The 25,418-nt window shown below is 60.7% G+C and carries 11 protein-coding genes and 2 pseudogenes; 12 read left to right on the forward strand and 1 reads right to left on the reverse strand.

The window, feature by feature from the left end:
• Positions 1 to 2,154, reverse strand: coding sequence for an AMP-binding protein (locus FS819_RS25525; RefSeq protein WP_237682023.1), 2,154 nt, complete (start codon positions 2,152 to 2,154; stop codon positions 1 to 3).
• Positions 2,155 to 2,593: 439 nt separating this feature from the next.
• Here FS819_RS25525 and FS819_RS25530 point away from each other — a divergent pair, with 439 nt between their 5' ends.
• From FS819_RS25530 to FS819_RS25585, 12 genes and pseudogenes are all read left to right on the forward strand, one after another.
• Positions 2,594 to 7,114, forward strand: coding sequence for a non-ribosomal peptide synthetase (locus tag FS819_RS25530; RefSeq protein ID WP_156551244.1), 4,521 nt, complete (start codon positions 2,594 to 2,596; stop codon positions 7,112 to 7,114).
• Complete coding sequence (locus FS819_RS25535) at positions 7,107 to 7,985, forward strand: class I SAM-dependent DNA methyltransferase (protein WP_234624930.1); 879 nt, start codon at positions 7,107 to 7,109, stop codon at positions 7,983 to 7,985. Before FS819_RS25530 ends, FS819_RS25535 begins: the two co-directional genes overlap by 8 nt.
• Positions 7,982 to 9,382, forward strand: coding sequence for an aspartate aminotransferase family protein (locus tag FS819_RS25540; RefSeq protein ID WP_156551246.1), 1,401 nt, complete (start codon positions 7,982 to 7,984; stop codon positions 9,380 to 9,382). Before FS819_RS25535 ends, FS819_RS25540 begins: the two co-directional genes overlap by 4 nt.
• A complete protein-coding gene (locus FS819_RS25545; RefSeq protein ID WP_156551247.1) occupies positions 9,379 to 9,606 on the forward strand; it encodes an MbtH family protein in 228 nt (75 codons plus the stop codon). The genes FS819_RS25540 and FS819_RS25545 overlap by 4 nt, the downstream gene beginning before the upstream one ends.
• Positions 9,607 to 9,618: 12 nt before the next feature.
• Entirely contained in the window at positions 9,619 to 10,197 is a 579-nt protein-coding gene (locus tag FS819_RS25550) for a hypothetical protein (RefSeq protein ID WP_156551248.1), read from the forward strand.
• The gene (locus tag FS819_RS25555) at positions 10,194 to 10,754 is read left to right on the forward strand and encodes a 3-methyl-L-tyrosine peroxygenase-related protein (protein ID WP_156551249.1); all 561 of its coding nucleotides are present in this window, start codon (positions 10,194 to 10,196) and stop codon (positions 10,752 to 10,754) included. Before FS819_RS25550 ends, FS819_RS25555 begins: the two co-directional genes overlap by 4 nt.
• Before the next feature lie 67 nt (positions 10,755 to 10,821).
• A complete protein-coding gene (locus FS819_RS25560; protein ID WP_156551250.1) occupies positions 10,822 to 15,228 on the forward strand; it encodes a type I polyketide synthase in 4,407 nt (1,468 codons plus the stop codon).
• Positions 15,229 to 15,395: 167 nt separating this feature from the next.
• Positions 15,396 to 16,640, forward strand: a pseudogene (locus tag FS819_RS25565) (condensation domain-containing protein); the annotation flags it as partial.
• Positions 16,641 to 16,826: 186 nt separating this feature from the next.
• A pseudogene (locus FS819_RS25570) lies at positions 16,827 to 18,125 on the forward strand (amino acid adenylation domain-containing protein); the annotation flags it as partial.
• Complete coding sequence (locus FS819_RS25575; protein ID WP_498724739.1) at positions 18,111 to 22,958, forward strand: amino acid adenylation domain-containing protein; 4,848 nt, start codon at positions 18,111 to 18,113, stop codon at positions 22,956 to 22,958. The pseudogene FS819_RS25570 and the gene FS819_RS25575, both read left to right, overlap by 15 nt.
• 7 nt (positions 22,959 to 22,965) lie before the next feature.
• Complete coding sequence (locus tag FS819_RS25580; RefSeq protein ID WP_156551252.1) at positions 22,966 to 24,657, forward strand: condensation domain-containing protein; 1,692 nt, start codon at positions 22,966 to 22,968, stop codon at positions 24,655 to 24,657.
• Positions 24,654 to 25,406 (forward strand): thioesterase II family protein, encoded by a 753-nt coding sequence (locus FS819_RS25585; RefSeq protein WP_156551253.1) that lies wholly within the window; start codon positions 24,654 to 24,656, stop codon positions 25,404 to 25,406. Before FS819_RS25580 ends, FS819_RS25585 begins: the two co-directional genes overlap by 4 nt.
• Positions 25,407 to 25,418 lie beyond the last annotated feature (12 nt).

Genomic DNA, 25,418 nt, shown 5'->3' on the forward strand with positions numbered 1-25,418 from the left:
TCAACGAAGCAATGCCTTCAGGGCAGCAAGTTCCGAGGTGATTGCAGAGCTGGCGACAGAGGCAGACCCAGATGCAAACGCGGGTGGGTTCTGAGCCACAGGCCCATCACTCTGGGGCTTTGCGTCCTGAAGAGGCGCTATCTCCGATTGATCGTCTTCGATGAGGCCGTAGAGATGGTCCGAAAGGGCCAAGATGGTGGGATGTTCGAAAATCAGTGTCGGGCGGACCGGCACGCCGAGTTCCCGCTCAACCGTCGCGCCGATATTGACGAGCGCCACAGAGTCGAGACCAAGATCGAAGAACCCAGCGGAATTTGCAGGCAAATCCCCTTCGCCCAGCCGGGCAAGCATAGCCACTTCCTGCCGCAGCAGATGCCGGAGCGCTTCCTTGCGAAGCGCTTTGGGCGATTGCTGAAGCTGGCCGCGCCAGCTTCGTTGCTCGACAATTGCCGGGGCGTTGAGCACGCTCTCCGGCTTTGCATCCCAGCGCGCGACGATGCGCAGATCACCCGTCACGATCCCCTGCCGGCAAGCGAAGCGGCGGACTTTTCCGCTCGGCGTGCGTGGCAGGCTGCTCGGCCGCAACAGCGCGATGACGGCCGCCCTGACATTGTGATTGCACGAGACGGCACCGCGCACGGCGCGGATCACGTCATCGCTATCAATATCGCGCAGGCCCTCGCGGGTCAGCTCACAGACCACGCCCAATTGCTCCTCGCCATCGACCTCGATTGCAAAGACCCCTGCCCTGCCTTGTGCGAGCGCCGGATGGCTGGAGAAAACGGATTGCTCAATATCTTCCGGGTGATGGTTCTGCCCACGGATGATCACCAGATCTTTCAGCCGACCGGTGATGTAGAGCTGCCCGTCGCGGCGAAAACCCAGATCGCCGGTACGACGCCAACCACGCGATCCATCCAGCACCTGATCAAAGGTCTCTGCGTTCAGCTTGGCTCGGCCCCAATAGCCGGGCGTCACGTTCGGACCCCGGATCCAGATCTCGCCGACCATGCCATCATCCACACGCAGGCCCGCCTCGGGATCGACAAGCGCAAGGTCAAGCCCCTCGGCAGGGCGGCCGCAGGCGGCAAGGGCGAGCTTATCATGCTCGTCGCCATCATCCGCTTCGACCGCAGCCCCGGTTTCGACAAGCGCCTTGCGGCTGACGGACAGGATCAGCGGTGGATCGTCGGGACTGTTGCCCGTCTGGAACAGCGTGGCTTCTGCCTGACCGTAGCAACAATAAAAGGCCTTGCCATGGAAACCGTGGGGCGCAAAGGCGGCTGTGAAGCGCTCTAGCGTTTTCGGGCGGATCGGCTCTGCGCCGTTATAGGCGATGCGGACGTTGGAAAGATCAAGTCCGGCGGCAGCCTCCGGCGCATATTTATCAACGCAGTGCTCGTAGGAAAAATTCGGACCGCCAATGACGGTGGCACGAACATGGCTTGCCAGCTCCAGAAAACGCAGAGGCCGACGCAGGAACGAGGCAGGCGCCATCAGCGCCACTGGAAAGCCGTTGAACACCGGCGACAGTATGCCGTCGATCAGCCCCATATCGTGATAGTGCGGCAGCCAGCAGGCGGATATGTCGGATGGGCCGTATTCGAAGGCAGTGCTGATCTGCCGCAGATTGGCCATGAGGTTGCCATGCGTGACCATGACCCCCTTCGGATCACTCGTCGAACCCGATGTATATTGCAAGAAAGCGACATGTTTTGCCTCCGGCGCATGGAATGGCCTGCCGTCATCTTCAAAGACGACCGAGGTTGCCGGATCGGCTGCTTCAGGGGCGAGCGCAAAGCCATGGCCGACCGCCTGTTGCAGGGGACGAAGGGCGTCCAGAAGTTCGCCAGCGCAGAGAATTCCGGAGATCCCGGCATCCCGCGCGATATGCAGCCAACGATTGATTCCGTCAGCACGCCGCGGGGCCGGAACGGGCACGGGAACAGTGCCTGCGTAGAGACATCCAAGGAAGGCGGCGATGAAGCTAAGGCCCGGCGGATAGACCACAAGAATACGTGCGCCGGGGATGACAAGCCCTGTCTGCGCAATCTCGCGACCGACAAGCCGCGCCCGATCGCGAAGCATACGCCAAGTCCAGGAATCCGGTTTTGCCTGCGCTGCAGCGACCGCATCATCATGAAAGAAGCGCATGGCCACATCACCAGCCATATCCCGAGAACGATTCTCAAGCATATGAATTATTGATGTAAATTCCGAAGAACCTTCCAAGGTTCGTTGCGTCCAGGACGTATCGTTCACTGCCATCCACCCCTTACTGAAGAGCGCTGCGGAAGATCCGCCCAACCCCGACTTATGCTCTTTTCGCTTTTACAAAAGGAAACTCAGCGCTTGAAATTTCGCTGATGGCAATCTGTGGCCGCCATCGAATTGGCACTTGCATATAATTCTTGAATATCTTAGTCAACAATATAAACAGCAGTTCAATACCTCTATAATCGATATTCACAATCCAATCTGAGGTTGTAATGATTTTCAAAATAGCCTCGGGCAAAGGCGTCACCAAGACGGCCGTTTCCACACATCAGCGGTGCGCGCAACAGGTGCGGTGCGCCCTGCCGGAGGCATGCCGATGACGGCTCCCGAAACGGTGGAAGCGCTGCTATCGCTGCTGTCGGAAAAAGGCATCCGCATCACATGCGTCGATGGGCGTCTGCGCCTTTCCGGCTCCGAGAGCGTGCTCACGCAGGATATCACCGACGCGATCCGCGCCCGCAAGGCGGAGATCATTGCGAGTCTTTCCCTGGACGCAGCGAGCCAAGACGCGACACATAACGAGACGATCCCGGCCCGTCATGCGGACGCACCGCCGCTTTCCTTTGCCCAGCAGCGCTTGTGGTTTGTGGAACAGATGATGCCGGATGCTGGCCTTCACCACATATCGCTGGCTGTTGAGGCGCTCGGCAGCATCGATGTTTCTGCATTGCAGGCTGCGCTTCAGGCCGTCGCAGAGCGCCATGCCATCCTGCGCACCCGTATTAATATGCGGGATGGCATGCCCTCTCAACACATCATCGCCGACAGCGATATTCCGCTGCAATTGATCGACCGACAGGACGATGTGCCGGATGAGGCGGAAATCGACCGGATACGGCAAGAGGAAGCACGACGGCCCTTCGATCTTGCCTGCGAGCCACCGCTCCGGCTCACGGCAATCCGCCTTGGCTCCGAGCGAACCCTTTTGCTGCTGACGCTGCACCACATTGCCGGGGACGGTTGGTCGATGGATGTGCTGCTTGGTGATCTCTCAGTGATCTATCAGGCCAAGGTGTCGGGCGTTGATCTTGATCTGCCAGCGCTTCCGATCCAGTACGGCGACTTCGCTGCATGGCAGCGCGACCATCTGGCAGGCCCGGCGCTTGATCGGTCTTTAGCGTTCTGGACCGATCATCTCGAAGCACCGCTTCCCGCCACGCAATTGCCGGGGGATTTCACCCGGCCACCTGTTCAGGCCAATGCCGGAGCCTTGCATTCCATCGCCTTCGATTCTGGCACCGCGGCCCGGTTGAAAGCGCTTGCGAAAGCAGAGGGTGCCACCCTGTTCGCCACCCTGTTTACGGCCTTCAACACGCTCGTCTATCGCTACACCGGGCAAAGGGATCTGGTGATTGGCACGCCCGTCGCCAACCGCCGTCACCGGGAAACGGAAGGGTTGATTGGCCTCTTCGTCAATCCGCTGCCGGTGCGCACAAGGCTTCATCCCGCAGCGAGCTTCCGCGAGACGTTGCGCCAAAGCCAAGCGACCCTCTGGTCGGTGCTTGACCATCAAGACCTGCCTTTTGAGCAATTGGTGGAAGCGCTGAAGCCAGAGCGCGATCCAAGCGTCCATCCACTTTTCCAGCTGAAATTTCAGCTCGATGCTCAGCCAACGCAGAGGGTCGGACTTTCGGGCCTCACGTTGACCCGCCTGCCACGGCGCGACGGTGTTGCGAAACTCGATCTCAGCCTCAACCTGATCGATGCCGGAAACACGATCCACGGCACTTTCGAATATGACACAGCGCTTTTCCGCCCTGAGACAATCGCGTCTCTTGCCGCCCATTTCGGTGTGCTGATAGAGGCGATTGCCATTGAGCCAGACACGGCACTCGCTGTTCTCCCCTTGCTGGAAGCCGAGGAGCGTCAGCGCCAGATCGTCGGCTGGAATGCAACGGCAACACCCTTTGATGAGAAGGCCTTCTTCCACGCGGTCTTCGAGGCTCATGCGGCCCGCACACCAGACGCGATTGCGCTTGTTCTTGTCATCGACGGCAAGCGACACACTCTGACCTATGACGACCTGAACCGACGAGCCAACCAGATCGCACACCACTTGCGTGAACTCGGTGCGGGTCCAGAAACCATTGTTGCCATCGCGCTTGAGCGCGGTTTCGATATGATTGCCGCTTGGCTCGGCGTGCTCAAGTCTGGTGCTGCCTATCTGCCGCTTGATCCGGCCTATCCGTCGGAACGCCTCGCCATGATGCTCTCAGATTCGCAAGCCCGTTTGGTTCTCACCGAGAGCCGCCGGACATTGCCGGAGACGGTGACCCGCATCGACCTCGACACCGATTGGCCACGGGATGCGGCGACGGGCAATCCTGATCTCGTCAACCGGCCCGATCACCTTGCCTATATCATCTACACCTCAGGATCGACCGGGCGGCCAAAAGGCGTGCTCGTCGAGCACAGAGGCCTTGTCAACCTGACGCAAGACAAGATCCGAGTCAGTGGGGTGAAGCCGGGCGATTGTGTGCTCCAATTTTTCTCCTTCTCGTTTGATGCCTCGATTCCAGAACTCGTCATGGCACTCGGCGCGGGCGCGTCGCTGCTGCTGCTGCCCGCCAGCGAGCTTCTGCCCGGACCAGCACTGGCCGAACACATGAAAACGCAAGCCGTGACGCATGTGACAATGACGCCCTCCGCGCTCATTGCGCTGCCAGTTGACGACTATCCAGCACTGCGCATGGTGCTGACCGGCGGCGAAGCGCCAACGCCCGAATTGATCGAACGTTGGGGAACGGGGCGGCTGTTCATCAACGCCTATGGCCCGACGGAAACCACGGTCAATGCAAGCATGGTGCCTTGCGGCAACGGTCATCCTAATGATGCGACCTTGCTGCCTGCTGCCAACAAGCAACTCTATGTGCTCGACGGCAATCTGGAGCCGGTTCCAGTCGGTCAACCGGGTGAGCTCCATATCGGCGGGCTTGGCATCGCCCGAGGCTATCACGGTCGCCCGGCCCTGACAGCCGAGCGCTTCGTACCCGATCCATTTTCGCCAACAGGCGGCGTGCTCTATCGAACAGGCGACCGTGCCTGCCAGCTGGCGGATGGCCGCATCCGGGTGCTTGGCCGCCTCGATGATCAGGTGAAGATCCGCGGCTATCGCATCGAGCCGGGTGAAATCGAAGCCATGGTGCTGGCGCATCCCGCCCTAGCGGCTGCGGCAGTGGCGATCCACGAGATTGATGGTGAAAAGCGCATCATTGCCTACGGCGTCGCCAAGGATGCAACCACCGTCACCGCGCTGGACATGAAGACATTCCTCGCCGCACATCTGCCCCGCTACCTTGTGCCGGATGCCTTCGTCTGGCTTGATCGCTTGCCACTCACCGTCAATGGAAAGATCGACACAAGAGCACTTCCGCTTCCGGATCTGGCGCAACAGGCTGGCCGTCCGCCGGAAGGAGAGACAGAAAAGGCAATTGCTGCGATTTTTGCGCAGATCCTCGGGTGCGCCCATGTCTCGGCCACCGATGATTTCTTCGCAATCGGCGGTCACTCGCTACTGGCCACGCGGCTATCGGCGCTTGCCAAATCGGCCTTCGGCCTCGACATCGCCATTATCGATCTCTTCGAGGCCCCGACGGTCGAAGCACTGGCGGCAAGAGTGAGCAACCGAAACAACAGCCTCATGACGGAAGAGGAGATGTGCCGGGCCGATACCGAGCTTGATGCGGCCATCCGCATTCCGGCGCGGATTGTGTCTACTCATCCTTTGAGCCATGTGTTTCTTACCGGAGCGACAGGCTTTCTGGGCGCTTACTTGCTCAGTGAACTGCTCAAGGACACGTCTCGCACGGTCTCCTGCCTCGTCCGGGGCATGTCCGGGGCGGATCGCCTGCGCCAATCGCTTCAATCCTACGGTCTGTGGCGGGATGACCTTGCCGAACGCATCAGACCGCTGCCGGGCGATCTCTCGCAACAGAGGTTCGGGCTTTCCGATGCAACATACACCGCACTTGTCGAAAGCGTAGACGCCATCATCCACAATGGCGCGGAGGTTCACCATCTGCATCCCTATGAACGGCTTCGTGCCGCCAATGTCGGCGGCACGGTCGAGGCGATCCGGCTGGCGGCGGCAGGCCGGGGACGGCCCCTGCATCTTATCTCCTCGCTCAGCGCTCTGACACGGCGCGGAGCCGGAGAGACCATTGCCGAAAGCGCTGCGATCCGGGACTTTCCCTTGCCTGTCGGCGGATATAATCAGACCAAATGGGTTGCGGAGCATCTTGTGGAGGCCGCCAAGCAGCGCGGTCTCCCAGTGACGATCTACCGCCCCGGCGCGATTTCCGGCGATAGCCGCACCGGCACCTTCAACAAAGCCGACATCCTCTGCCGGCTCATGCAGGGCTATCTGCGCTCAGGCCTTGCGCCGGAGGGTGACACCCCGCTTGAAATGCTGCCGGTGGACACCGTTGCGCACGCGATCATCGCCCTTGCGGACAGGCCGTCATCGCTCAGTCAGACCTTCCATCTGGTTCATTCCTCTCCGGTCTCGTCTGCGCTGCTGTTTGAGGCCGCTGCCGCCGAAGGGCTTCATCTGCAACGCATTCCCCGGCTGGAATGGCGTGCCGAGCTTGATCGTATTGCGCGGGAAGAGACCGATCATCCGCTTTACCCGCTGATGGGCCTTTTCGAACAACGACCTGCCAGTTCATCGCAGGGCGCAATCCGCACCGTTGAGCGCAGTGAAACGCATCGCGCGCTGGCGCTCGCATCGATTGTCGAGCCCGCGCTCGATCTTCGCCTTTTTCGCTCCTATCTGCGCGCTTTCATTGTCAATGGCGCGCTCAACCCTTCCAAAGAAAATGAGCAGAGATATGCTTGAACAAGCAAGCAAATACGATCACTGGGCGTGGCTCTATAACCGCACACTTGGCCCCCGCTACGGCGCCTACAAGATCGGCCCGATTGAGCGTGTGGTGCTGCCCCATGTGCCAGCTGGCGGTGCTATTCTGGATCTGTGCTGCGGCACCGGCCAGCTCGCGGCGGCTCTCGCTGAGCGCGGCTTTAACGTGACTGGCCTCGACGGCTCCGCCGACATGCTCCGCCATGCCCGCGAAAACGCCCCGTCGGTGGCCTTCACGGAGGGCGACGCCTGCAATTTCACCTTTGACACCCCCTTTGACGCCGTGCTCTGCACCAGCGCCTCGCTCAATCACATGCAAAGCGTCGATGATCTGGTCTTTGTGTTTTCGAGCGTCAACCGCGCATTGACGCCGGGCGGCATCTTCGTCTTCGACGTCAACCATCCGGCCCAGATGTCGCGCTACTGGCGCGGCCATCCAACGGAGGGCGAGATCAACACCGACTTCGCGTGGTTGATTACCCCGCAATATGACTCGGCAGCAAACCGGGGTGCCTTCACCGTGGAGATTTACCGCCGTCCCGATGCGCATCCCGTTTCCGTGCTGGATCGGCTGTTCGCCCGGCTGGCGCGGTTCCGGCGTATCCGCCTCGCACTCCTCTCCCATTTCCGCCGCTTGCGGCCACAGTGGGAGCATCATTCGGTCGTCAACCGAATCTGGGGTCACGATCTCGACGCCATGTCACGCGCGCTTCACGAGAGCGGCTTTTCCGTCGAACTGCGCAGCACCCAAGGCGGGCCGGTCGATGACAGCCATGCTGCCTATTTCTTCTGCCGGAAAGCGCCCTCTGCCGAAAAGCAGGCTGAGACTGCAAAGGAGACAGCCCTATGAATGCGTTGACGAGCCATCCGACGCCTGCCCAGGCGGCAGCCGCCATCATAGCCGCCTTCAACAGGAAAACGGAAAAGTCCAAGGCTTTGAGCGCGCAAAACCGGCGCGTGCTCTCTGATAAATCGGCAATCGGCGTCCCCTTCTCGCTGATGGCCAAAGAGGCGCTCTACCCGATTGTGGTAGACCGGGCGGAAGGTACGGCACTGCACGATATCGACGGCAATCGCTATGTCGATGTGCTGATGGGGATGGGCATCAACCTCTTTGGCCACAATCCGCCCTTCATCCGCAACGCGATTGAGGCACAGCTTGCCAAGGGCTTTGCGCTTGGGCCGCAATCTGATCTGGCAGGCGAGACCGCAGCGCTCTTTTGCACACTGACGGGCAAGGAAAGAGTAACCTTTACCAATACCGGGACCGAAGCCGTGATGACCGCGCTGCGGCTGGCGCGGGCGGCCACCGGGCGGCGCAAAATTGCGATGTTCATCGGCTCCTATCACGGCCATTCCGATCAGGTTCTCAACCGCATTGCCGCGCCCGATGATGAGCGCACAGTTCCCGCCTTTCCCGGCATTTCGCCCGCGACGGCCGAGGATGTCGTTTTGCTTCCCTATAACGATCCGCGCGCACTGGACATCTTGGAGCGGGATGGCGAAACCTTTGCCGCCGTGCTGGTTGAGCCGGTGCAAAGCCGCAATATCGACGTCCAGCCACGCGCCTTTTTGCACGCGCTGCGCGATGTGACGCAGCGGACGGGTGCTGTCCTCATCTTCGACGAGATGATCAGCGGCTTTCGCGTGGCACCCGGCGGTGCGCAGCAACATTTCGAGGTCGAGGCGGATCTGGCGACCTATGGCAAGATTGCTGGCGGTGGACTGCCGCTGGCGTTGATTGCGGGCAGCAACCGGTTGATGAACCATATCGACGGCGGCCCATGGTCTTTCGGGGATGAATCTGTTCCCCCAGCCCAACCGACCTTTTTTGCCGGAACCTATTGCCGTCATCCTCTGGCGCTTGCGGCAGCGCGGGCGGCGGCGACGTATATGGTCCAGCAGGGCCGGTCTTTGCAGGATGGTCTCAACGCACGCACGCACAGCCTTGTCGAGCGCCTCAATGCATCGCTTGCGGCAGCGCGGCTTCCCGTTGTCTTCACGCAATTTGGCTCCTTCTTCTCGATTGCAGTCAACCGCAGCCGCATTCCGCCGCTTGCACTGGGATTGCTGTCGCTCGAACTGCTCACCGCTGGCATTCACCTGCGCAGCGGCGACAAGGGTGGCTTCCTTTCCACCGCCCATTCGGATGGCGACATCACAGCCATCCACGATGCCTTCCTGAACGGCCTGCAATCGCTTGCAGGTTTCGGCCTCATCCCCCTATCCGACGGAACAACGCCATGAGCAGCCAGGACCAAACCATTGATTTTCCACACCGCGTCGTCATCAGCGACGAGGAGCGATACTCGATCTGGCCGACCTACAAGGCTATCCCCCTTGGCTGGCGCGATGGTGGCTTTGAGGGGGCAAAACAGGCCTGCCTCGACCATATCGCTGCGGTCTGGACAGACATGCGCCCGCTTTCGCTTCGTCGCCAGATGGACGGCGACATGTCCGTCAACCAATAAGGAGGTGCCGTCTTGAGCCAGTATCAACGCGCCCTCGACCCGGATGCCGCGCGCGAGGAGAGCCTTGCTGTCGAAAGTCCGGTTCGCGGCCAGATCACCCTGAAAGAGGTCAAGGCATCCGGCCCGATGGTGGCACCTGCCGATGATGGCTGGCTCGACCTGCCACTTCCTGACTGGCTGCCCGCTGAAACACCGCTCAACGAGATCGAGAAACGCCGCATGCATGGCGTGCTTTCCGGTCTGCTTGAGGCGATTAAGCTTGACCATCCGCAGATCACCGCACAGTTGGACACGCTGCTGACTGAGTTGGGCAAGGCGGCAGGCGAAAGGCCGGAAATCGAAACGGCGGGGCTGCCGCTCACGCCCTTTCAGGCAACGGACTATGATCGCTATTTCCGCGTCAACCGTCAGTCTGCGGAAGAACCCGCCGTCGCCATGGTGCGGAGCCTCATTCAGACGGTGCGCGCCGTCACGCAGCTCTTTGCCCGCAGCCCGGACCTTCCTGTCGTCCACGTCCGCCACCAGATGGAAGGATTTGAAAGCCACGCGCATCTGCTTGCCCGGACCTTCGGTCTGGAGCCGCTTCGATGATCGCCGTCAGCCCTCCCTCTCCCTATGCGATCTGGCGGGAGTTTCACTGGGCATTCTTTTTGAACGTTCAGGGGCTCATTGTTTCGCTGCGCAGGTTCCAGCTGCTGGTGGAGCGCGGTCAGCTCACGTCTGCCGAGCAGGAGCTTAATACCGCCTCGACACTGCTTGTTTCCTCGGCCGCGTCCATGGAACTCGCCGCGAGTTTTCCGAAAGACGTCTATGAGGCGACAGTGCGCGCCTCCATGACCCAGCCGCATGTGGAATCGGACGATTTCAGCGGCTTGATGTCGTGGGATCATGCCGTCCTGATCAGCATCTGGCGGGATCTGCGCCCGATTTTTGAAACGCTGCCGAATGAGCTCGTCAGCGCCCATTCCAAGTTTATTGCGGCCTATAAATATCTCGCTGAAAGCCATACGGGCGTCTGCTCACGCTTCGTGGATAGCGGAAGCCTGCGCTTCGAGGATCGCAATGCTGTCGATACGCTGCGCCGCTTTGAGCGCGGACGGCTTGGCCTGATCGATCCCAAGGGCAAAGGTTGCCCGTTTCATTCCTGAGCGCGCCGTCTTCACGAGCGCCACCAATTCTTGAGCACTCCAAGAGAACAGATCAAGGAACCTTGTTATGAATGACCTGTCCGCCGCCCCTCTTTCCGATGACAACAGGCATCAAATTGCCGTGATCGGCATGGCTGGCCGGTTTCCCGGAGCACCGGATGTTGAACGCTTCTGGCAAAACCTTGTCGATGGTGCGGAATCGATAGAGCGCCTCTCGCCGGAAGCGCTCAAGCAACGCGGCGTCTCTGCGGAAATGGCAGCGCTCGCGGATTTTGTCGCCGCCAGCACACCGCTTTTGGGTGCGGATCGCTTCGATGCGGGTTTTTTCGGCTACAGCCCTGCCGAGGCTGAAATTCTCGATCCGCAGCAGCGTATCTTCCTCGAATGCGCTTGGCAGGCGTTGGAAGCCGCCGGTTATGTGGGTGATCGATACCAAGGACCGATTGGCGTCTTCGCCGCAGCGGGCATCAATACCTATGTCTTCAACCTGCATGACAACAGCCGCATCCGCGAGACCGTCAGCCCCTATGAGCTGTTCGTCGGCAATGACAAGGACTTTCTGGCCACCCGTACAGCCTTCAAGCTGAACTTGCGAGGCCCGGCCATCACTGTGCAAACCGCCTGCTCCTCCTCGCTCGTTGCCGTCCACATGGCCGCGCAAAGCCTGCTGTCCGGCGATTGCGACATGGCGCTGGCGGGAGGCATTGCACTGTCGCAATCCTCCGGCTACCGCGCTCGCGAAGGCGGAATCCTGTCTCCCGATGGCCATTGCCGCGCTTTTGACGCGGCCTCAAGTGGCACGGTCCCCGGCAGCGGGGTCGGCATCGTGGTTCTGAAACGGCTGGAAGATGCGCTTGCCGATGGCGATACGATAGACGCCGTCATCCTTGGCTCTGCGATCAACAATGACGGTGCGCTGAAGGCGAGCTTCACCGCGCCGCAGGTCGATAGTCAGGCGGCGGTGATCGCCGATGCGCAGGCCATGGCAGGCGTGCGCGCGGACACCATTGGCTATATCGAGGCCCATGGAACGGGCACCAGACTCGGCGACCCGATAGAGGTTGCAGCACTGACCAAGGCGTTTCGTCGCGATACGCAGCGTCAGGGCTTCTGCGCGCTCGGCTCCGTCAAAACCAATATTGGCCATCTCGACACCGCCGCCGGTATTGCAGGTTTCATCAAGGCGGTGCTGGCCCTGAAAAATCGGCGGATTCCGGCAAGCCTTCACTATGAGAAGGCGAATCCGCAGATTGATTTCGCAGCCAGCCCTTTCTTCGTCAACCAGCACCTGCGCGACTGGGACAACCAGATCGGCACGCGCCGCGCAGGCGTAAGTTCCTTCGGCATTGGCGGGACCAATGCCCATGTTGTGCTGGAAGAGGCCCCACCCAGCCCGGCATCAAAGGCGGGCAGCGGCCCGGAACTGTTGCTTCTGTCGGCACGAACCGACGAGCAGCTTGCAGCCAGCAGCGAGGCCCTCGCAGCGCACCTTACCGCAGGCTTGGATTGTAAAGCCGCCCCGGCCTTGGCGGATATTGCCCACACGTTGCGCCATGGCCGCCGCGATTTTGCCAAGCGCCGCTTCGTCATTGCACGCGATGCCAAAGAGGCTGTCAGCAACCTGCGTAACCTCTCTCAAATCGGCACCGCCGCAGGCGAAACAGCGCAAGCTGTTTTCCTGTTTCCCGGTCAGGGCAGTCCGTATACGGCGATGGGCAAGGCGCTTTACGCCGACCTGCCAGCCTTTCGTACCCCCTTTGACGCCTGCGCATCAGAACTTGATCGGCTGATGGGGATCAACTTCAAAGCCTGCCTGTTTTCCAACGCGGATGACCTTGACCGCACAGCATTTGCCCAACCAGCGCTGTTTGCCGTTGAATATGCGCTAGCGCAAGCCTTGATGAGCCACGGCGTCAAACCGGCGGCCTTGCATGGCCACAGCATTGGCGAATATGTCGCCGCCTGCCTTGCTGGTATCTTCGATCTCGAAACAGCGCTCCAGCTCGTTGTTGCGCGCGGGCGGTTGATGCAGGCTGAAGCACCCGGTGCCATGCTCGCGGTGATGCATGCGGATGAACCGATCTCGCCATGGCTTGACGGGGTCATTACGCTGGCTGCGGCCAATGCACCCGGTGTCAGCGTTGTCTCCGGCCCGGTGGAGGCAATCGCAAGCCTAGAAGTGCGCCTGAAAGAAAAGGGCATTGCCGCACGCCTGCTGAAAACCTCCCACGCCTTCCATTCGCCGATGATGACGGAAGCGGCGGCACAGTTCCGCGATGTCGTTGCAGGTGTTCGCCTGTCAGCGCCGCAAATGCCTCTGATTTCGAATGTCACGGGAACATGGATGACGGCACAGGATGCGACCGACCCGGACTATTGGGCGCGTCACCTGTTGCAGCCCGTCCGCTTCGAGGACGGTACGCGCACGCTGCAATCCCTTGCAGCACCTGTTTTCATAGAAATCGGCCCTGGTCGCGCACTCGGCACGTTGACCGCTGTGGCGGGCGTTGATGGAAACCGGATTGTGGCAACGCTTGCAGAAGGCAAGGATGAATCAGGGCAGGTTTTGTCTGCTGTCGGTCAGTTCTGGCAATTGAACGGCGTTCTGGATTCAGCCGAAGTGGCTGGTCGGCGGCGCGTGCGGCTTCCCACCTATCCGTTCCAAAGCGAGCGTTACTGGGTCGATGCGGATAGCGAGCCTGCCACGCCCAAGAGGACGGCCGCGAATGTTGAAGGCCCCGGCCTCTACCGCACCAATTGGCGGCGTGCACAATTGAACCACAGCCCTAATCGGTTGAAAGGCCGCGTCCTTGTTTTCGACGATGGTCAACTCGGGTCCACCCTTGCCACTGAGCTTGAGCGGAGCGGTGCTGAACCCTATCGCGCATTGATCGGCACCGGTTTCAGTGAACCAGACTTCCGCTGCTTCAGCCTCCGCCCCACGATGAGCGAAGACTACGCCAGCCTTTTTGATAGCCTTGATGAGCGGGGAGCAAGCCCGGACCATATCGTCTTCGGCTGGCCTCTCACACCTTGCTCAAACGAAGCGCCTGAAGCGGCGGCACAAGCCCTTCTGGCGCTGGTGCGGGAACTGGCGAAGTTTGATCGCGCCGTCACTCTGACGCTTCTGACCCGGTCGGCAGCCGATGTGACGGGTCTGGAAGACCTTGATATCGCGCAGGCTCTGGCGGCTGGCACTCTTCAGGTGATCGCCCAAGAATATCCGTCGCTCCATTGCCGTCATATCGACATCGATGCTGCCCGGCCAATTGAGAGTGCAAGACGCATTCGCGAAGCCCTGTCGGGGAAAGACGATGTGCTCGCCTTACGCGGCGCACATCGCTGGCTGCCGGAAACGGAACGGTTTGAGGCCCCGCAAGGCGGCCCCGATTTCAAGCGGAACGGCGTCTATGTGGTCGTCGGCGATATCGTTGATGGCGTTGGCAAGACCTGGGTTGATGCCCTGTCTGGGCTCGGCGCAACCGTCGCTTTGCTTCAAGACTCTACGGCACCGGCTTTTGAGTATCCAGCACGTCTAAAACGACAGCTCGATTGCGGCGATGCCGCCGCCTTGAAAGGCGCTCTGGACGATGTTTTGGCCGAACTGGGCCGGATCGACGGCATCTTTCTGAGCCTGCCGCAGTCAAACCATCAGTCCGCCGCGCTGATTGGTGAGCTGGCGAAGGCCCATTGGGCCTATAATATCGCAAGCAAACTGCGCCCGGTTCGTGCGCTCAGTGAAGCTGTGGCGAAACGGAAAATTGGCTTTTGCTGCGTGCAGTCCTCGCTCTCAACCCTCATTGGCGGGCTCGGCCTTGGTGCTTACGCTGCCACGCACCACGCCATCGACCGGATTGTCGCCGAAGAGAATAAGAACGGCACCACGCCATGGTTTGCCATCGGCTATCCACTGATCGAGGCAAATCCCGGCACGACCTTGCAGGCAACGGGCCGTGCGAACGCCTTCGCGATATCAACGAAGGCCGCATGGGATCTGACGCGATGCCTGATTGAAAACGGCGCAACCGGACAGACCATGCTTTCGGGTGGAGCTATTCCCCCGGTCGCGTCCGACATCGACGCGCAAGAACCAGCCGATGGCGGGCGTGGACGCCCCACACTCAGTGTCGCCTACCGCAAGCCGGGCAATGACACCGAAGCAAGGATCATCGGCATTTTCGAAGAGATCCTTGGTCTGTCACCCATCGGGGCCGATGACGGCTTTTATGAACTCGGCGGCCATTCCCTGCTCGCCATTCGCGCCGTTGCCAAACTCCGCGAGGCCTTCCCCGTCGATATCGCCATGCGCGAGCTGCTTTTTGACAATCCGACCGCTGCCGCCATCGCCAAATCGATTTTGGAGCGCATGTCGGAGAAGACCGACCTTTCTGCCCTCGCCGATCTTCTCGATGAGGTTGACACCCTGTCCGACGCCGATGTGAGCAGGCTTCTCGCCGGAGGAAATGCACGATGAACGAACTTTTCGCGAAGATCGCCGGGCTTTCGCCGGAGCGGCGGGCGCTGCTGGAGCAGAAGCTGAAAGCACAGGGCATCACTGTTCCCGCCCCCTCCGGCATCCAGCCGCGGGCGGATCGTGAGGCTGCGGTTCCGCTGTCATCGGCGCAAAAACGCCTCTGGTTCATGCAGCAGCTGGACCCCGGCACCGTTGCCTATAATATGAACCTCGCGCTGCGGCTGAAAGGCCCGCTTGACCGCGCAGCCCTGTCTCGCGCCTATGCCGCCCTCATTGCTCGGCACGAACCCCTGCGAACGCGGTTTACGATGGGCGAGGATGGCCAGCCGCAGCAAATCGTCGAGGCATCCGGCGCGGCTGATATTGGCTATCACGATTGCCGACAGCATCCAGAGCCGGAAAAGGAAGCCCGTCTTCAGCTCAAAGCATTTGTCGAGACGCCCTATGATCTCACCCGCCCGCCGATCCGCGCGACGCTGGTTGCGGTGCACAGTCAAGAGCAAGAGCATGAGCATGTGCTGGCGCTCGGCATGCATCATATCATCAGCGACCGCTGGTCGATGGGTGTCTTTGCCCGCGATCTCTCGACGCTCTACCATGCCGAAGCGACGGGAACAGCAGCAGCGCTTGCGCCCCTTCCGGTGCAGTTTGCCGATTGGACGCTGTGGCAGCGCGACTTGCTGGACGGCCCCGCCCTTGCCAACCAGCTCGCCTACTGGACAGAAAGCCTTGCGGGCGAACTGCCCGTGCTGGAATTGCCATTGGATCGGCCACACAGCCTGACAGCGAGCTTCAGCGGCGCACACCTTCCCGTTTTGATCGACCGGGCATTGTCGCTCAAGCTGCGCTCACTCGCCGCCGAGCAGAATGTCAGCCTGTTCACATTGCTGCTTGCCGCCTTCAACGTGCTCTTGCATCTCTATACCGACAGCGACGACATCATCCTTGGCAGCGAGGTTGCCAACCGCGACCGGCCCGAGACGCAGACCATGATGGGGCCGCTCGTCAATACGCTCGTCTTCCGCAACGACCTGTCCGGCGATCCGGCCTTCACGGACCTGCTCCAGAGGGTTGCCGATGCTGTCCGCCGTGGCCTTGCCCATCAGGATATTCCGTTCGAGCGCCTTGTCGAAGCGATCAATCCAGAGCGCTCGCTCTCGGACCTGAACCCGCTCTTCAACGTGAAATTCGACATCCAGCACAGCATTGCTCCGCCGCCGGGCCTGCATGGACTGACGATTGAAACCTATCCGCTGCGCGAAGTGGCAACAAAATATGACTTGCGCTTCAACCTCGAAGACGACCAGCCGGACATCAAGGGCAAGATCGAATATTCGAGCCAGATTTTCGACGAGAGCACCATCGCCTCTATGCTTGCCCGTTTTGAGCGCCTGCTGGAGCTTGTGGTGCGCGACCCCTCGCGGCGGCTCTCGACACTTTCGCTGCTGGCACCGGAGGAAGAAGCGGCCATCATCGCGGCGGGTTCCGGTCCAGTGCGAGATTATCCGGTGGAGGAATGCCTGCACGATCTCTTCTTGAAACAGGTCGAGGAAACGCCGGATGCGGACGCGGTGACCGATGGCGATCTGACGTGGTCCTACCGCGACCTCGAAGCGCAGTCTTCGCGCATAGCCGCAAGTCTGGTTGCGGCTGGTGTGAAACCCGGCGACCGGGTGGGCATTTGCATGCGCCGCTCACCCCGGATGATCGCAGGTATCCTTGGCATCATGCGTGCAGGTGCGGCCTATGTGCCGCTCGATGCCGATTATCCGCCAAACCGCCTCGCCTTCATTGCCGAGGACAGCGGGATTACCATCCTGCTCGCCGACCACCGCCCGGCCTTCCTCACGCAAACGCAAACGCTGCTTGACGTCACGACATTGCCGGACATCCGGCTGGAGGTGCCACCCACAGTTTCGCCGAACCATCTCGCCTATATCATCTACACATCCGGCTCGACGGGCAGACCCAAGGGTGTCGCGATCGAGCATCGTTCTGTTGTCGCCTTCATGTATTGGGCGCGGGAGCGGTTCACCCGCGAAGAGGTGGCGCGCATGCTGGTGCCGACCTCGATCAGCTTTGACCTGTCGATCTTCGAGCTTTATGCGCCCCTCGTCCTCGGCGGCACGCTCGTTGTCGCAGATCATTTTCTGGCACTGCCGCAGCTTGCCGCCAAGGTAGACGTGACTTTCATCAATACAGTCCCAAGCCTTCTGCAAGAACTGTTGCAAGAACACAGATTGCCAAACAGCGTGCAGACTGCAACCTTCTGCGGCGAGCCATTGCCAGCAGCACTTGTCGCCATCCTGAAACGCGATTATCCGAACCTGCGTATCCTCAATCTCTACGGTCCTTCGGAGGATACCTGCTTTTCAACGGAAGTCCCGTTGCAGGGCGATCATTATCAGGGCGGCGTCGTGCCCATTGGCAAGCCATTGCCAAACACGCAAGCCTATATTCTCGACCGCACTGGCCGCCTTCGCCCACCCGGTCTTTCCGGCGAGCTTTATCTCGGCGGTACGGGCCTTGCGCGCGGCTATTTTGGCCGACCTGAGCAAACCGCTGAGCGGTTCATTGCCAACCCGTTTTCGAGTGAACCCGGCTCCCGTCTTTACCGGACCGGGGATCGCATCCGCCGCCGGGCAGATGGCAATCTGGAATTCTGCGGGCGGCTTGACCATCAGGTCAAAGTGCGCGGCTTGCGCATTGAAACAGGCGAGATCGAGCACAATCTCGAACAGATTACTGGCGTCGAAAAGGCGGTTGTGGCTGTCACGCAAGGCACTGATCGGCAGCTTGCCGCCTTTATCGAACCCCAAGACGGCGTGAGGCTTGACGAAACCGAGCTGCGCCGGGCGCTGTCCGACGTCCTCCCCGTCCATATGGTGCCGACGCTCTGGTGCTTCTTGCCGCGCCTGCCACAGCAGCCGAACGGCAAGATTGATCGCGCAGCACTGCCATCGCTGGCCGCAACAGTCGCCACCGGGTCCAGCCCGCCAGAGACCGAAACGGAACAGCGGGCAGCAGATGCATGGGCCGATGTGCTGGCCATCGATTCGATCAGCCGGGATGACAATTTCTTCCGGCTTGGCGGTCACTCGCTGCTGGCCATGCGCATGATTGCCCGGCTGTCGTCATCGCTTCCGACAAATGCCGTGTTGCGAAAACTGTTTGAATTCCCCCGCCTCAGGGATTTCGCCGCAGCGCTTGAGCATGACGAGACACCGATGGCGGCACCTTTAAGCGCCATCGATGCCCTCCCGAATAGTGCGCCGATACCTCTGTCCTTCGCCCAGCAGCGGCTTTGGACATTGGCCGAGCTGGAGCCAGACAGTGCCGCCTACACGGTTCCTGCCGCAATCCGCTTTCATGGCGCGCTTGATCTGGACGTGCTGCAACACGCTTTCACAGCCCTTGCCGCACGCCATCCGGCATTGCGCACGCGGATCGTCAATCTCGATGGAAACCCTGCTGTCGAGATCGGTGGGACCAGCGATCCTGACATCGCAATCGTGGACGTGGATGAGGCCACCCTGCCGGAGGCGCTGGCTGCGGCATGCAGGCAACCGTTCAACATGGCGACGGGTCCGCTCTTCCGCGCCCGGATTTTCCGTCTCTCCACTGACGAGCACGTTGTTTTCGTAGCGATCCACCACATTGTCTCGGATGCGCAATCGCTTCAGTTGATGCTGCGGGATCTGACGCGGTTCTATGATGCAGGCAGACAGGGCAAAGTGGCAGACCTTCCACCGCTTACCCTGACCTATGGTGATTTTGCCGCTTGGCAGCGAAAGCAGCCGCTGGGCGAGCAGATCGACTATTGGCGCCGCCTGCTGGAACATGCCCCCCCGCTTCTGGAACTGCCGACGGATTTTCCGCGCGGTGCGCGCCAAGAGTTCAAGGGCGGCAGCATTCCCTTCCATCTCGATCATGCGCTTACGGCCCGTCTGGTCAATTTTGCCCATGAACGGGACGCCACCCCCTTCATGGTGCTTCTCTCCGCCTTTTCGACCCTGCTGTCGCGTTATTCCGGCGCGTCCGATGTCGTCATCGGAACCCCGGTATCCGAGCGGCCAAACCGCGCGCTGGAGGATGTCATCGGGCTGTTCGTCAACACGCTGGCGCTGAAACTGACGCATGATGCTGCAACAAGCTTCGAACAGCAGGTCGCGGCCACACGTTTGCTCGTTCTGGATGCCTTCCGCCATCAAGACGCGCCGTTTGAATGCGTGGTCGATGCCCTCTCGGTCGAGCGAAGCTGGAGCCACAACCCTGTGTTCCAAGTGATGATCACTTGGCAAGCAGACGAGCAGCACAGCCCATGCCCTGAAGGCCTGACCGCTGCGCCGGTGGTGCTCGCGCAGGAAACGTCGAAGGTCGATCTGACGCTGGATCTGCGCCATCGCGGCGACCAGTTTTCCGGCACCTTGATCTATCGCAGCGATCTTTTCCGCAAGGAGACGATCCACCACATGGCTGAGGCTTTCACGGCCTTGGTCGAGGCTCTGTTATCGGCCCCTGAGCGAGCACAGGTCGAAATAGACGGACTGCCAGAGCGGCAGCGCCAGCAGATTGCCGCTTGGAACGCGACGGCAAAGACCTATGATGCGGTGCCAGCAAGCCTGCATGGCTTCTTTGCGCGTTCAACCGAGCGCACACCAGATGCCATTGCCGTCACCGATCGAAACCGGAGCGCCACCTATACTGAGCTTGATCGGCAAGCGGAGGCGCTCGCCCGGCATCTCGTCTCCCTTGGCATCGGACGCGGCAGCGCCGTCGGTATTTGCCTTGAGCGTACCATCGACCTCATTGCTTCGATTCTTGCCGTCTTGAAGACGGGCGCTGCCTATGTGCCGCTCGATCCCAAATATCCGGCGGAACGGATCGCCTTTGTCGCAAAGGACGCAAGCCTCTCCCTGCTTTTGACGCAGGAGGAGCGCGATGACTTCGCCGACATCCGAACGCTCGATCCGACCACCATCTGGAACGGAACGCAGGCCGTCTCCGGGGCTCCTCTCCCCCATACGACCGAAGGACGCGACCTCGCCTATCTCATCTACACCTCCGGCTCAACCGGGCAGCCCAAGGGGGTTGCAATCGAACATCGCAATGCGGTTGCCTTCACACATTGGGCGCTCGACACGTTCCCGGCGGAAAGCTTTGCCGGAATGCTGGCGTCAACATCGGTCTGCTTCGACCTGTCCATCTTCGAAATTTTTGTGACGCTTGCCGCTGGTGGGCGAATCTTCATCGTTGACGATCTTTTCGAACTGCCGGACGCAGAATTCGCACACGAGATCACGTTCATCAACACCGTGCCGACCCCGATGACCGAACTCATGCGGTTTGGTCCGCTGCCCGCTAAGGCAAAAACAGTCTGCCTTGCGGGCGAACCGCTGCCACCGAGCCTTGCACGCGCGATTCTGGACACTGGACAGGTCGAGGCGCTTTACAATCTCTATGGCCCCTCCGAGGACACGACCTATTCCACCGGATGCCGGATCGGCGACGCGGGGCTGCCCATCCATATCGGCAAGCCCATCACCAACACCACCGCCCATGTTCTTGACGCAGCACTCAACGAAGTGCCAATCGGCATGCCGGGCGAGCTTTATCTGGCGGGCGAGGGTATCGCGCGCGGCTATCACAATCGCCCAGATCTGACGGCGGAGCGCTTCTTGCCGAACCCGTTTGGCAGGGCTGGCCAAGCCCCTGTGCTCTACAAGACCGGCGACCGCGTTCGTCGGCTGGCCGACGGCAATCTCGACTATCTCGGCCGTGCCGACCGCCAGATGAAGATCAGCGGTTTTCGGATCGAACCGGGCGAGGTCGAGGCTGTGCTGATGCGCTATCCCGGCGTGACAGGTGCCGCCGTCGATGCCTGGCGTGACAATACCGGCTATGCCCGCCTCGCCGCTTGGATCGAGGTGGCGGCACCTGTCGGTAAGGCGGCGCTCTCTGCCCATCTAAGCCGAGAACTGCCGCGCCATCTGGTGCCGACGTTTTTTGCAATGCTGGACAAGCTCCCGCGCCTGCCGAACGGCAAGCTCGACCGCAAGGCGCTGCCCGATCCATCCGATGAAACCACGACGGTCGCTGAAGACCAGACACCGCACCATGGCTATGAAGAGAAGATCGCCGCGATCTGGGCGAAACTTCTCGGACGCGAGGCAGTCGGACGCAACGACAATTTCTTCGCGCTTGGCGGAGATTCAATCCTCGCCATTCAGGTCGTGGCTGCCGCCCGCCGGGTCGGCATTGCCATTAAGCCACGCGATATTTTCCAATATTCAACGCTTGCAGCGCTTGCCGCATCTGTCTCCGATCTGGCGACAGAATTACCCGAGACCGGACCAATGCGCGGCGACATTCCGCTTGGCCCGGCCCAGCACTGGTTTTTTGAGCAGAATTATCCTGATGTTGCCCATTGGAATCAGGCATTGATGCTGAAACCCGGCAGGATGATGGATGAGAAGACGCTCCAAAACGCCATGGACCTTCTCCACCAGACCCATGATGCGCTGCGCGGTCGTTTCTTCCAGCAAAACGGACAGTGGCGTCAGGTGGTGACGGAAGCGGAAGGGGCACCGCCGCTGCGTTCCACCCGTTGTACGGCAACCGAGTCCGATGCCGTGCTTTTGAGCGAAGCAAATGCGCTGCAACGCCGCTTCGATCTCACTGATGGCCCGGTTTGGGGTGCCACGCTTGTGACCATCGACGGGTGTGAGCAACGACTGCTGATCGCAGCGCATCATCTCGTGATCGACGGCGTCTCCTGGCGCATCCTGCTCGATGACCTGCAAACATGCCTCGCAGCGGGTGAAGCCGGTCTCGAGATGAACTTGCCGCCCCGAACGACAGGGATTGATAGCTGGGTGCGCGAGCTGAAAGACAGCGCGGTGTTCGATGGTGAAAAGGACCATTGGCGCACGATGACCGAGGCCAAGACCGCAGCGATCCCCACGGACCGTTCGGGCAGCAATTGCGCTGGCGACACTGAGATCATTGATCTGACAATCGATCCTGACCTCACCGGACGCCTTCTTCGGGATGTGCCGTCCTGCTATCCAATCGATGCCGAAGAAGTCATGCTTGCGGCACTTTATAATGCAATCCGCGACTGGAGCGGACACGACAGGCTCCGGCTGATCCTTGAAAGTCATGGCCGGGCAGACCTGTTCGAAGGCGTTGATCTGAGCCGCACCGTCGGCTGGTTCACAGGCCTTTATCCCGTTCTCTTCGATGTCACCGGGCGTGACACCCGAACCACATTGCTCTCGGTCAAGGAAAGCCTCCGCCGTGTTGCGAACGATGGCATCGGCTATGGCGTTCTGAAATATCTGAAGGGCGTGGCATTGCCCCGGCTGGAGGATATCGCCGAGATCCGGTTCAACTATCTTGGCCAGACGGACACGCTGTTTTCCGGCGATGCCTTGCTGTCACGCGCAGCCGAGCCATCGGGCGATCCGCGTGGCGCGCGCAATGCGCGCGGGGTGCTCCTCGATATCAATGCAATCGTCAGCGGCGGGCATTTGCGCATTCGACTTGCCTATTCCCGGCAAATCCATGATCGGCAGACGATGGAGACGCTTGCAGCGGGATTGCAAAACCATCTCGAAAGCCTTGTCGATTTCTGCCTGACATCAACCGAAGCCGGCTATACGCCTGCGGACTTCAAGCACATGACACTTGATCAGGATGACCTCGAAGCCATCCTGCGCAATCTCTGAGGACACCATGCAGAATGCGAGCCAGCGCCTTGAGCGCAACAACATCGCCGACATCTATCCGCTTGCCCCGATGCAGGAGGGCATCCTTTTTCATTCGGTGTCTTCCCCCGGCGACGGCCTCTACATGCCGCAAACGGCGCTGCGCATCACAGGCACCGTCGATGCGGACGCTCTGAAAGCGGCGTGGCAAGGCGCAATCGACCGCCATCCGATTTTGCGTTCAGGGTTCTTCTGGGAGGAGCGCGACGAGCCGTTCCAGATCGCCTTCCGCAGCCTTCCGGTGACATTCAATATGCTCGACTGGACCGGCAGCGATACTGCTAGCGAGCGTGACCAGCTGCAAGCGCTGTTTTCCGCCAACAGGGCTGAGCCTTTCGACCTGCGCCGTCCGCCTCTGATCCGGGTCCAATGGATTCGAACCGGACAAGACCAGTCGATCATGGTTGTCTGCTACCATCATATCATCCTCGACGGTTGGTCGATCCGTCAATTGCTCGACGAAGTGCTCGCCCTCTATCGGCGCGCGGCAGGCAAGGCCGAGCCAGCCCTTCCGCCCGCCCGTCCTTACGGCGATTACATCGGTTGGCTTAAAAAACGCGAGCGGGCCGTTTCGCTTCGCTTCTGGCAGGATCGACTTCAGGGTTTTGCGGGCACAACCCGGCTTCTGGCAGGGGACGCGACAGGCCAGTTCGAGCGGCTCTGCCGGGAAGTCCCAAAGTCGCTGCATGAGGCCATGCTGGCCTATGGTGCCGCCCATGGGCTGACGCTCAACACGCTGCTGCAAGGGGCGTTGTCCTTGCTGATCGCACGCCAGACCGGCAGCCGTGATCTGATTTTCGGCACAACGACAGCCGGACGCCCGGCGACACTGGAGGGCGCGACGACGATGATCGGCCTCTTCATCAACACGCTCCCCGTGCGTGTCCGCCTTGAGGAAGGCCTGTCCGTCTCTGACTGGCTCACGACCATTCAGAAAGCCCATGCCGAAACGGGCGAGCACGACCATGTGCCCCTCGCCGCTATCCAAGGCCCGGGCGTCTCGCTTTTCGACACGCTTCTCGTTGTTGAGAATTTCCCAGTGCAGGCGAAGCGGACGGATGCGCCTGCACTGCTCAAAACTGAAGGCATCGACTTTGACGAGCGAACGCATTTTCCGCTCACGCTCTGGGCAACACCGCACCCGACGGGCCTGACGCTGATGGCCGGTTTCAGCCGCGACATGCTCGCATCTGAGACCGCAGCGGCTCTGCTTGAACGACTGGACGACATTATCTCCATCATGATCCGCTCATCCGCCACAGATGTGCGCACAATTCTGGATGAACTGCCTTCGGCGATGGCGGCGGCTGGTCTCTCCGGGGCCAATTCTGGGGACTGCACCCATTTAATGCCACTGAAACAGGCAGTATCGGGCATCCCGAAATCCGCAACGCCTTCCGCAACCGAAATCACACTGGCGCAAATCTGGACGGAGGTGCTCAAATGTGGTCCCCTTGATGGGCAGGCAAACTTCTTTGAGCTTGGCGGCCATTCGCTGCTTGCCGTGCGTGTCGCCAGCCGACTTCGCGGCGCGTTTTGCGTTCCGGTGCCAATGCGCGTCCTGTTTGAGCACCCCGTCCTTGCCGACCTTGCGGCCTATATTGACAGCCTTCGCCCGCAAGTCCCCCCGACCACGGACCATATCGAGATTGACATATGACTATAACCCCATCACGCCCCGTGCTTCTTTGCCTGCCGCCAGCAGGCACCGGGGCCGGACTTTTCCGCAACTGGGTACAAACCGCGCCGAGCACGATGACGGTGCATCCGGTCGCACTGCCGGGCCGCGAAGCGCGCTATAGCGAACCGGCACCGAGATCAATTGATGCGCTTGCCGATCAGCTGGCCGTTGAGCTTGAGCCATATATCGGTGGGCGGTATGCGATTTTCGGCTATTCGATGGGCGCCCTCCTCGGCTATGAAATCGCCCGGCGCTTCTCAGCGGCAGGTTTGCCGATGCCGGAGATTTTCTTCGCGCTCGGATGCAACGCCCCGGACCGCATGGTCTTTGAGCGAGAGCCGTTCCACACGATGGAAGCCGCTGCCTTTCGCCAAGCGCTCATCGATCTCGGCGGAACAGATGCTGAAATCCTCAATAATCCCGACGCCATGGAGCTTTTCGAACCCGTGCTGCGCAATGATTTCAGAATATGCGAGACCTATACACATGATGCGACGCGCGGCACGCTCGATTGTCCCGCCCATATTTTCCTCTCCGATGGAGACGCCTTTGTAAACCGGCAGGCAGCCGCAGCCTGGTGTGATTTCGTGACAGGCGGCACGAAGCTGCATCCGGTCGCGGGCGCGCATATGCTGGAGCGCCCGGTACTTGACACGCTGCCCGCACGACTGGCAACTCTCTGGTTCGGAACTGGGGTTCGGAACTGGCGAAAATCGCCTACGGCGTGAGGGTTAAGCGAT

The sequence above is a fragment of the Allorhizobium sp. Av2 genome (assembly GCF_021462805.2).
Classification (GTDB): Bacteria; Pseudomonadota; Alphaproteobacteria; order Rhizobiales; family Rhizobiaceae; genus Allorhizobium; species Allorhizobium vitis_G.

Excerpts from the sequence above, each read along its gene's own strand:
- FS819_RS25525 (WP_237682023.1), bottom strand. The coding sequence starts at position 2,154 with ATGCGCTTCTTTCATGATGATGCGGTCGCTGCAGCGCAGGCAAAACCG.
- FS819_RS25530 (WP_156551244.1), top strand. The coding sequence starts at position 2,594 with ATGACGGCTCCCGAAACGGTGGAAGCGCTGCTATCGCTGCTGTCGGAA.
- FS819_RS25535 (WP_234624930.1), top strand. The coding sequence starts at position 7,107 with ATGCTTGAACAAGCAAGCAAATACGATCACTGGGCGTGGCTCTATAAC.
- FS819_RS25540 (WP_156551246.1), top strand. The coding sequence starts at position 7,982 with ATGAATGCGTTGACGAGCCATCCGACGCCTGCCCAGGCGGCAGCCGCC.
- FS819_RS25545 (WP_156551247.1), top strand. The coding sequence starts at position 9,379 with ATGAGCAGCCAGGACCAAACCATTGATTTTCCACACCGCGTCGTCATC.
- FS819_RS25555 (WP_156551249.1), top strand. The coding sequence starts at position 10,194 with ATGATCGCCGTCAGCCCTCCCTCTCCCTATGCGATCTGGCGGGAGTTT.
- FS819_RS25560 (WP_156551250.1), top strand. The coding sequence starts at position 10,822 with ATGAATGACCTGTCCGCCGCCCCTCTTTCCGATGACAACAGGCATCAA.
- FS819_RS25575 (WP_498724739.1), top strand. The coding sequence starts at position 18,111 with ATGGTGCCGACGCTCTGGTGCTTCTTGCCGCGCCTGCCACAGCAGCCG.
- FS819_RS25580 (WP_156551252.1), top strand. The coding sequence starts at position 22,966 with ATGCAGAATGCGAGCCAGCGCCTTGAGCGCAACAACATCGCCGACATC.
- FS819_RS25585 (WP_156551253.1), top strand. The coding sequence starts at position 24,654 with ATGACTATAACCCCATCACGCCCCGTGCTTCTTTGCCTGCCGCCAGCA.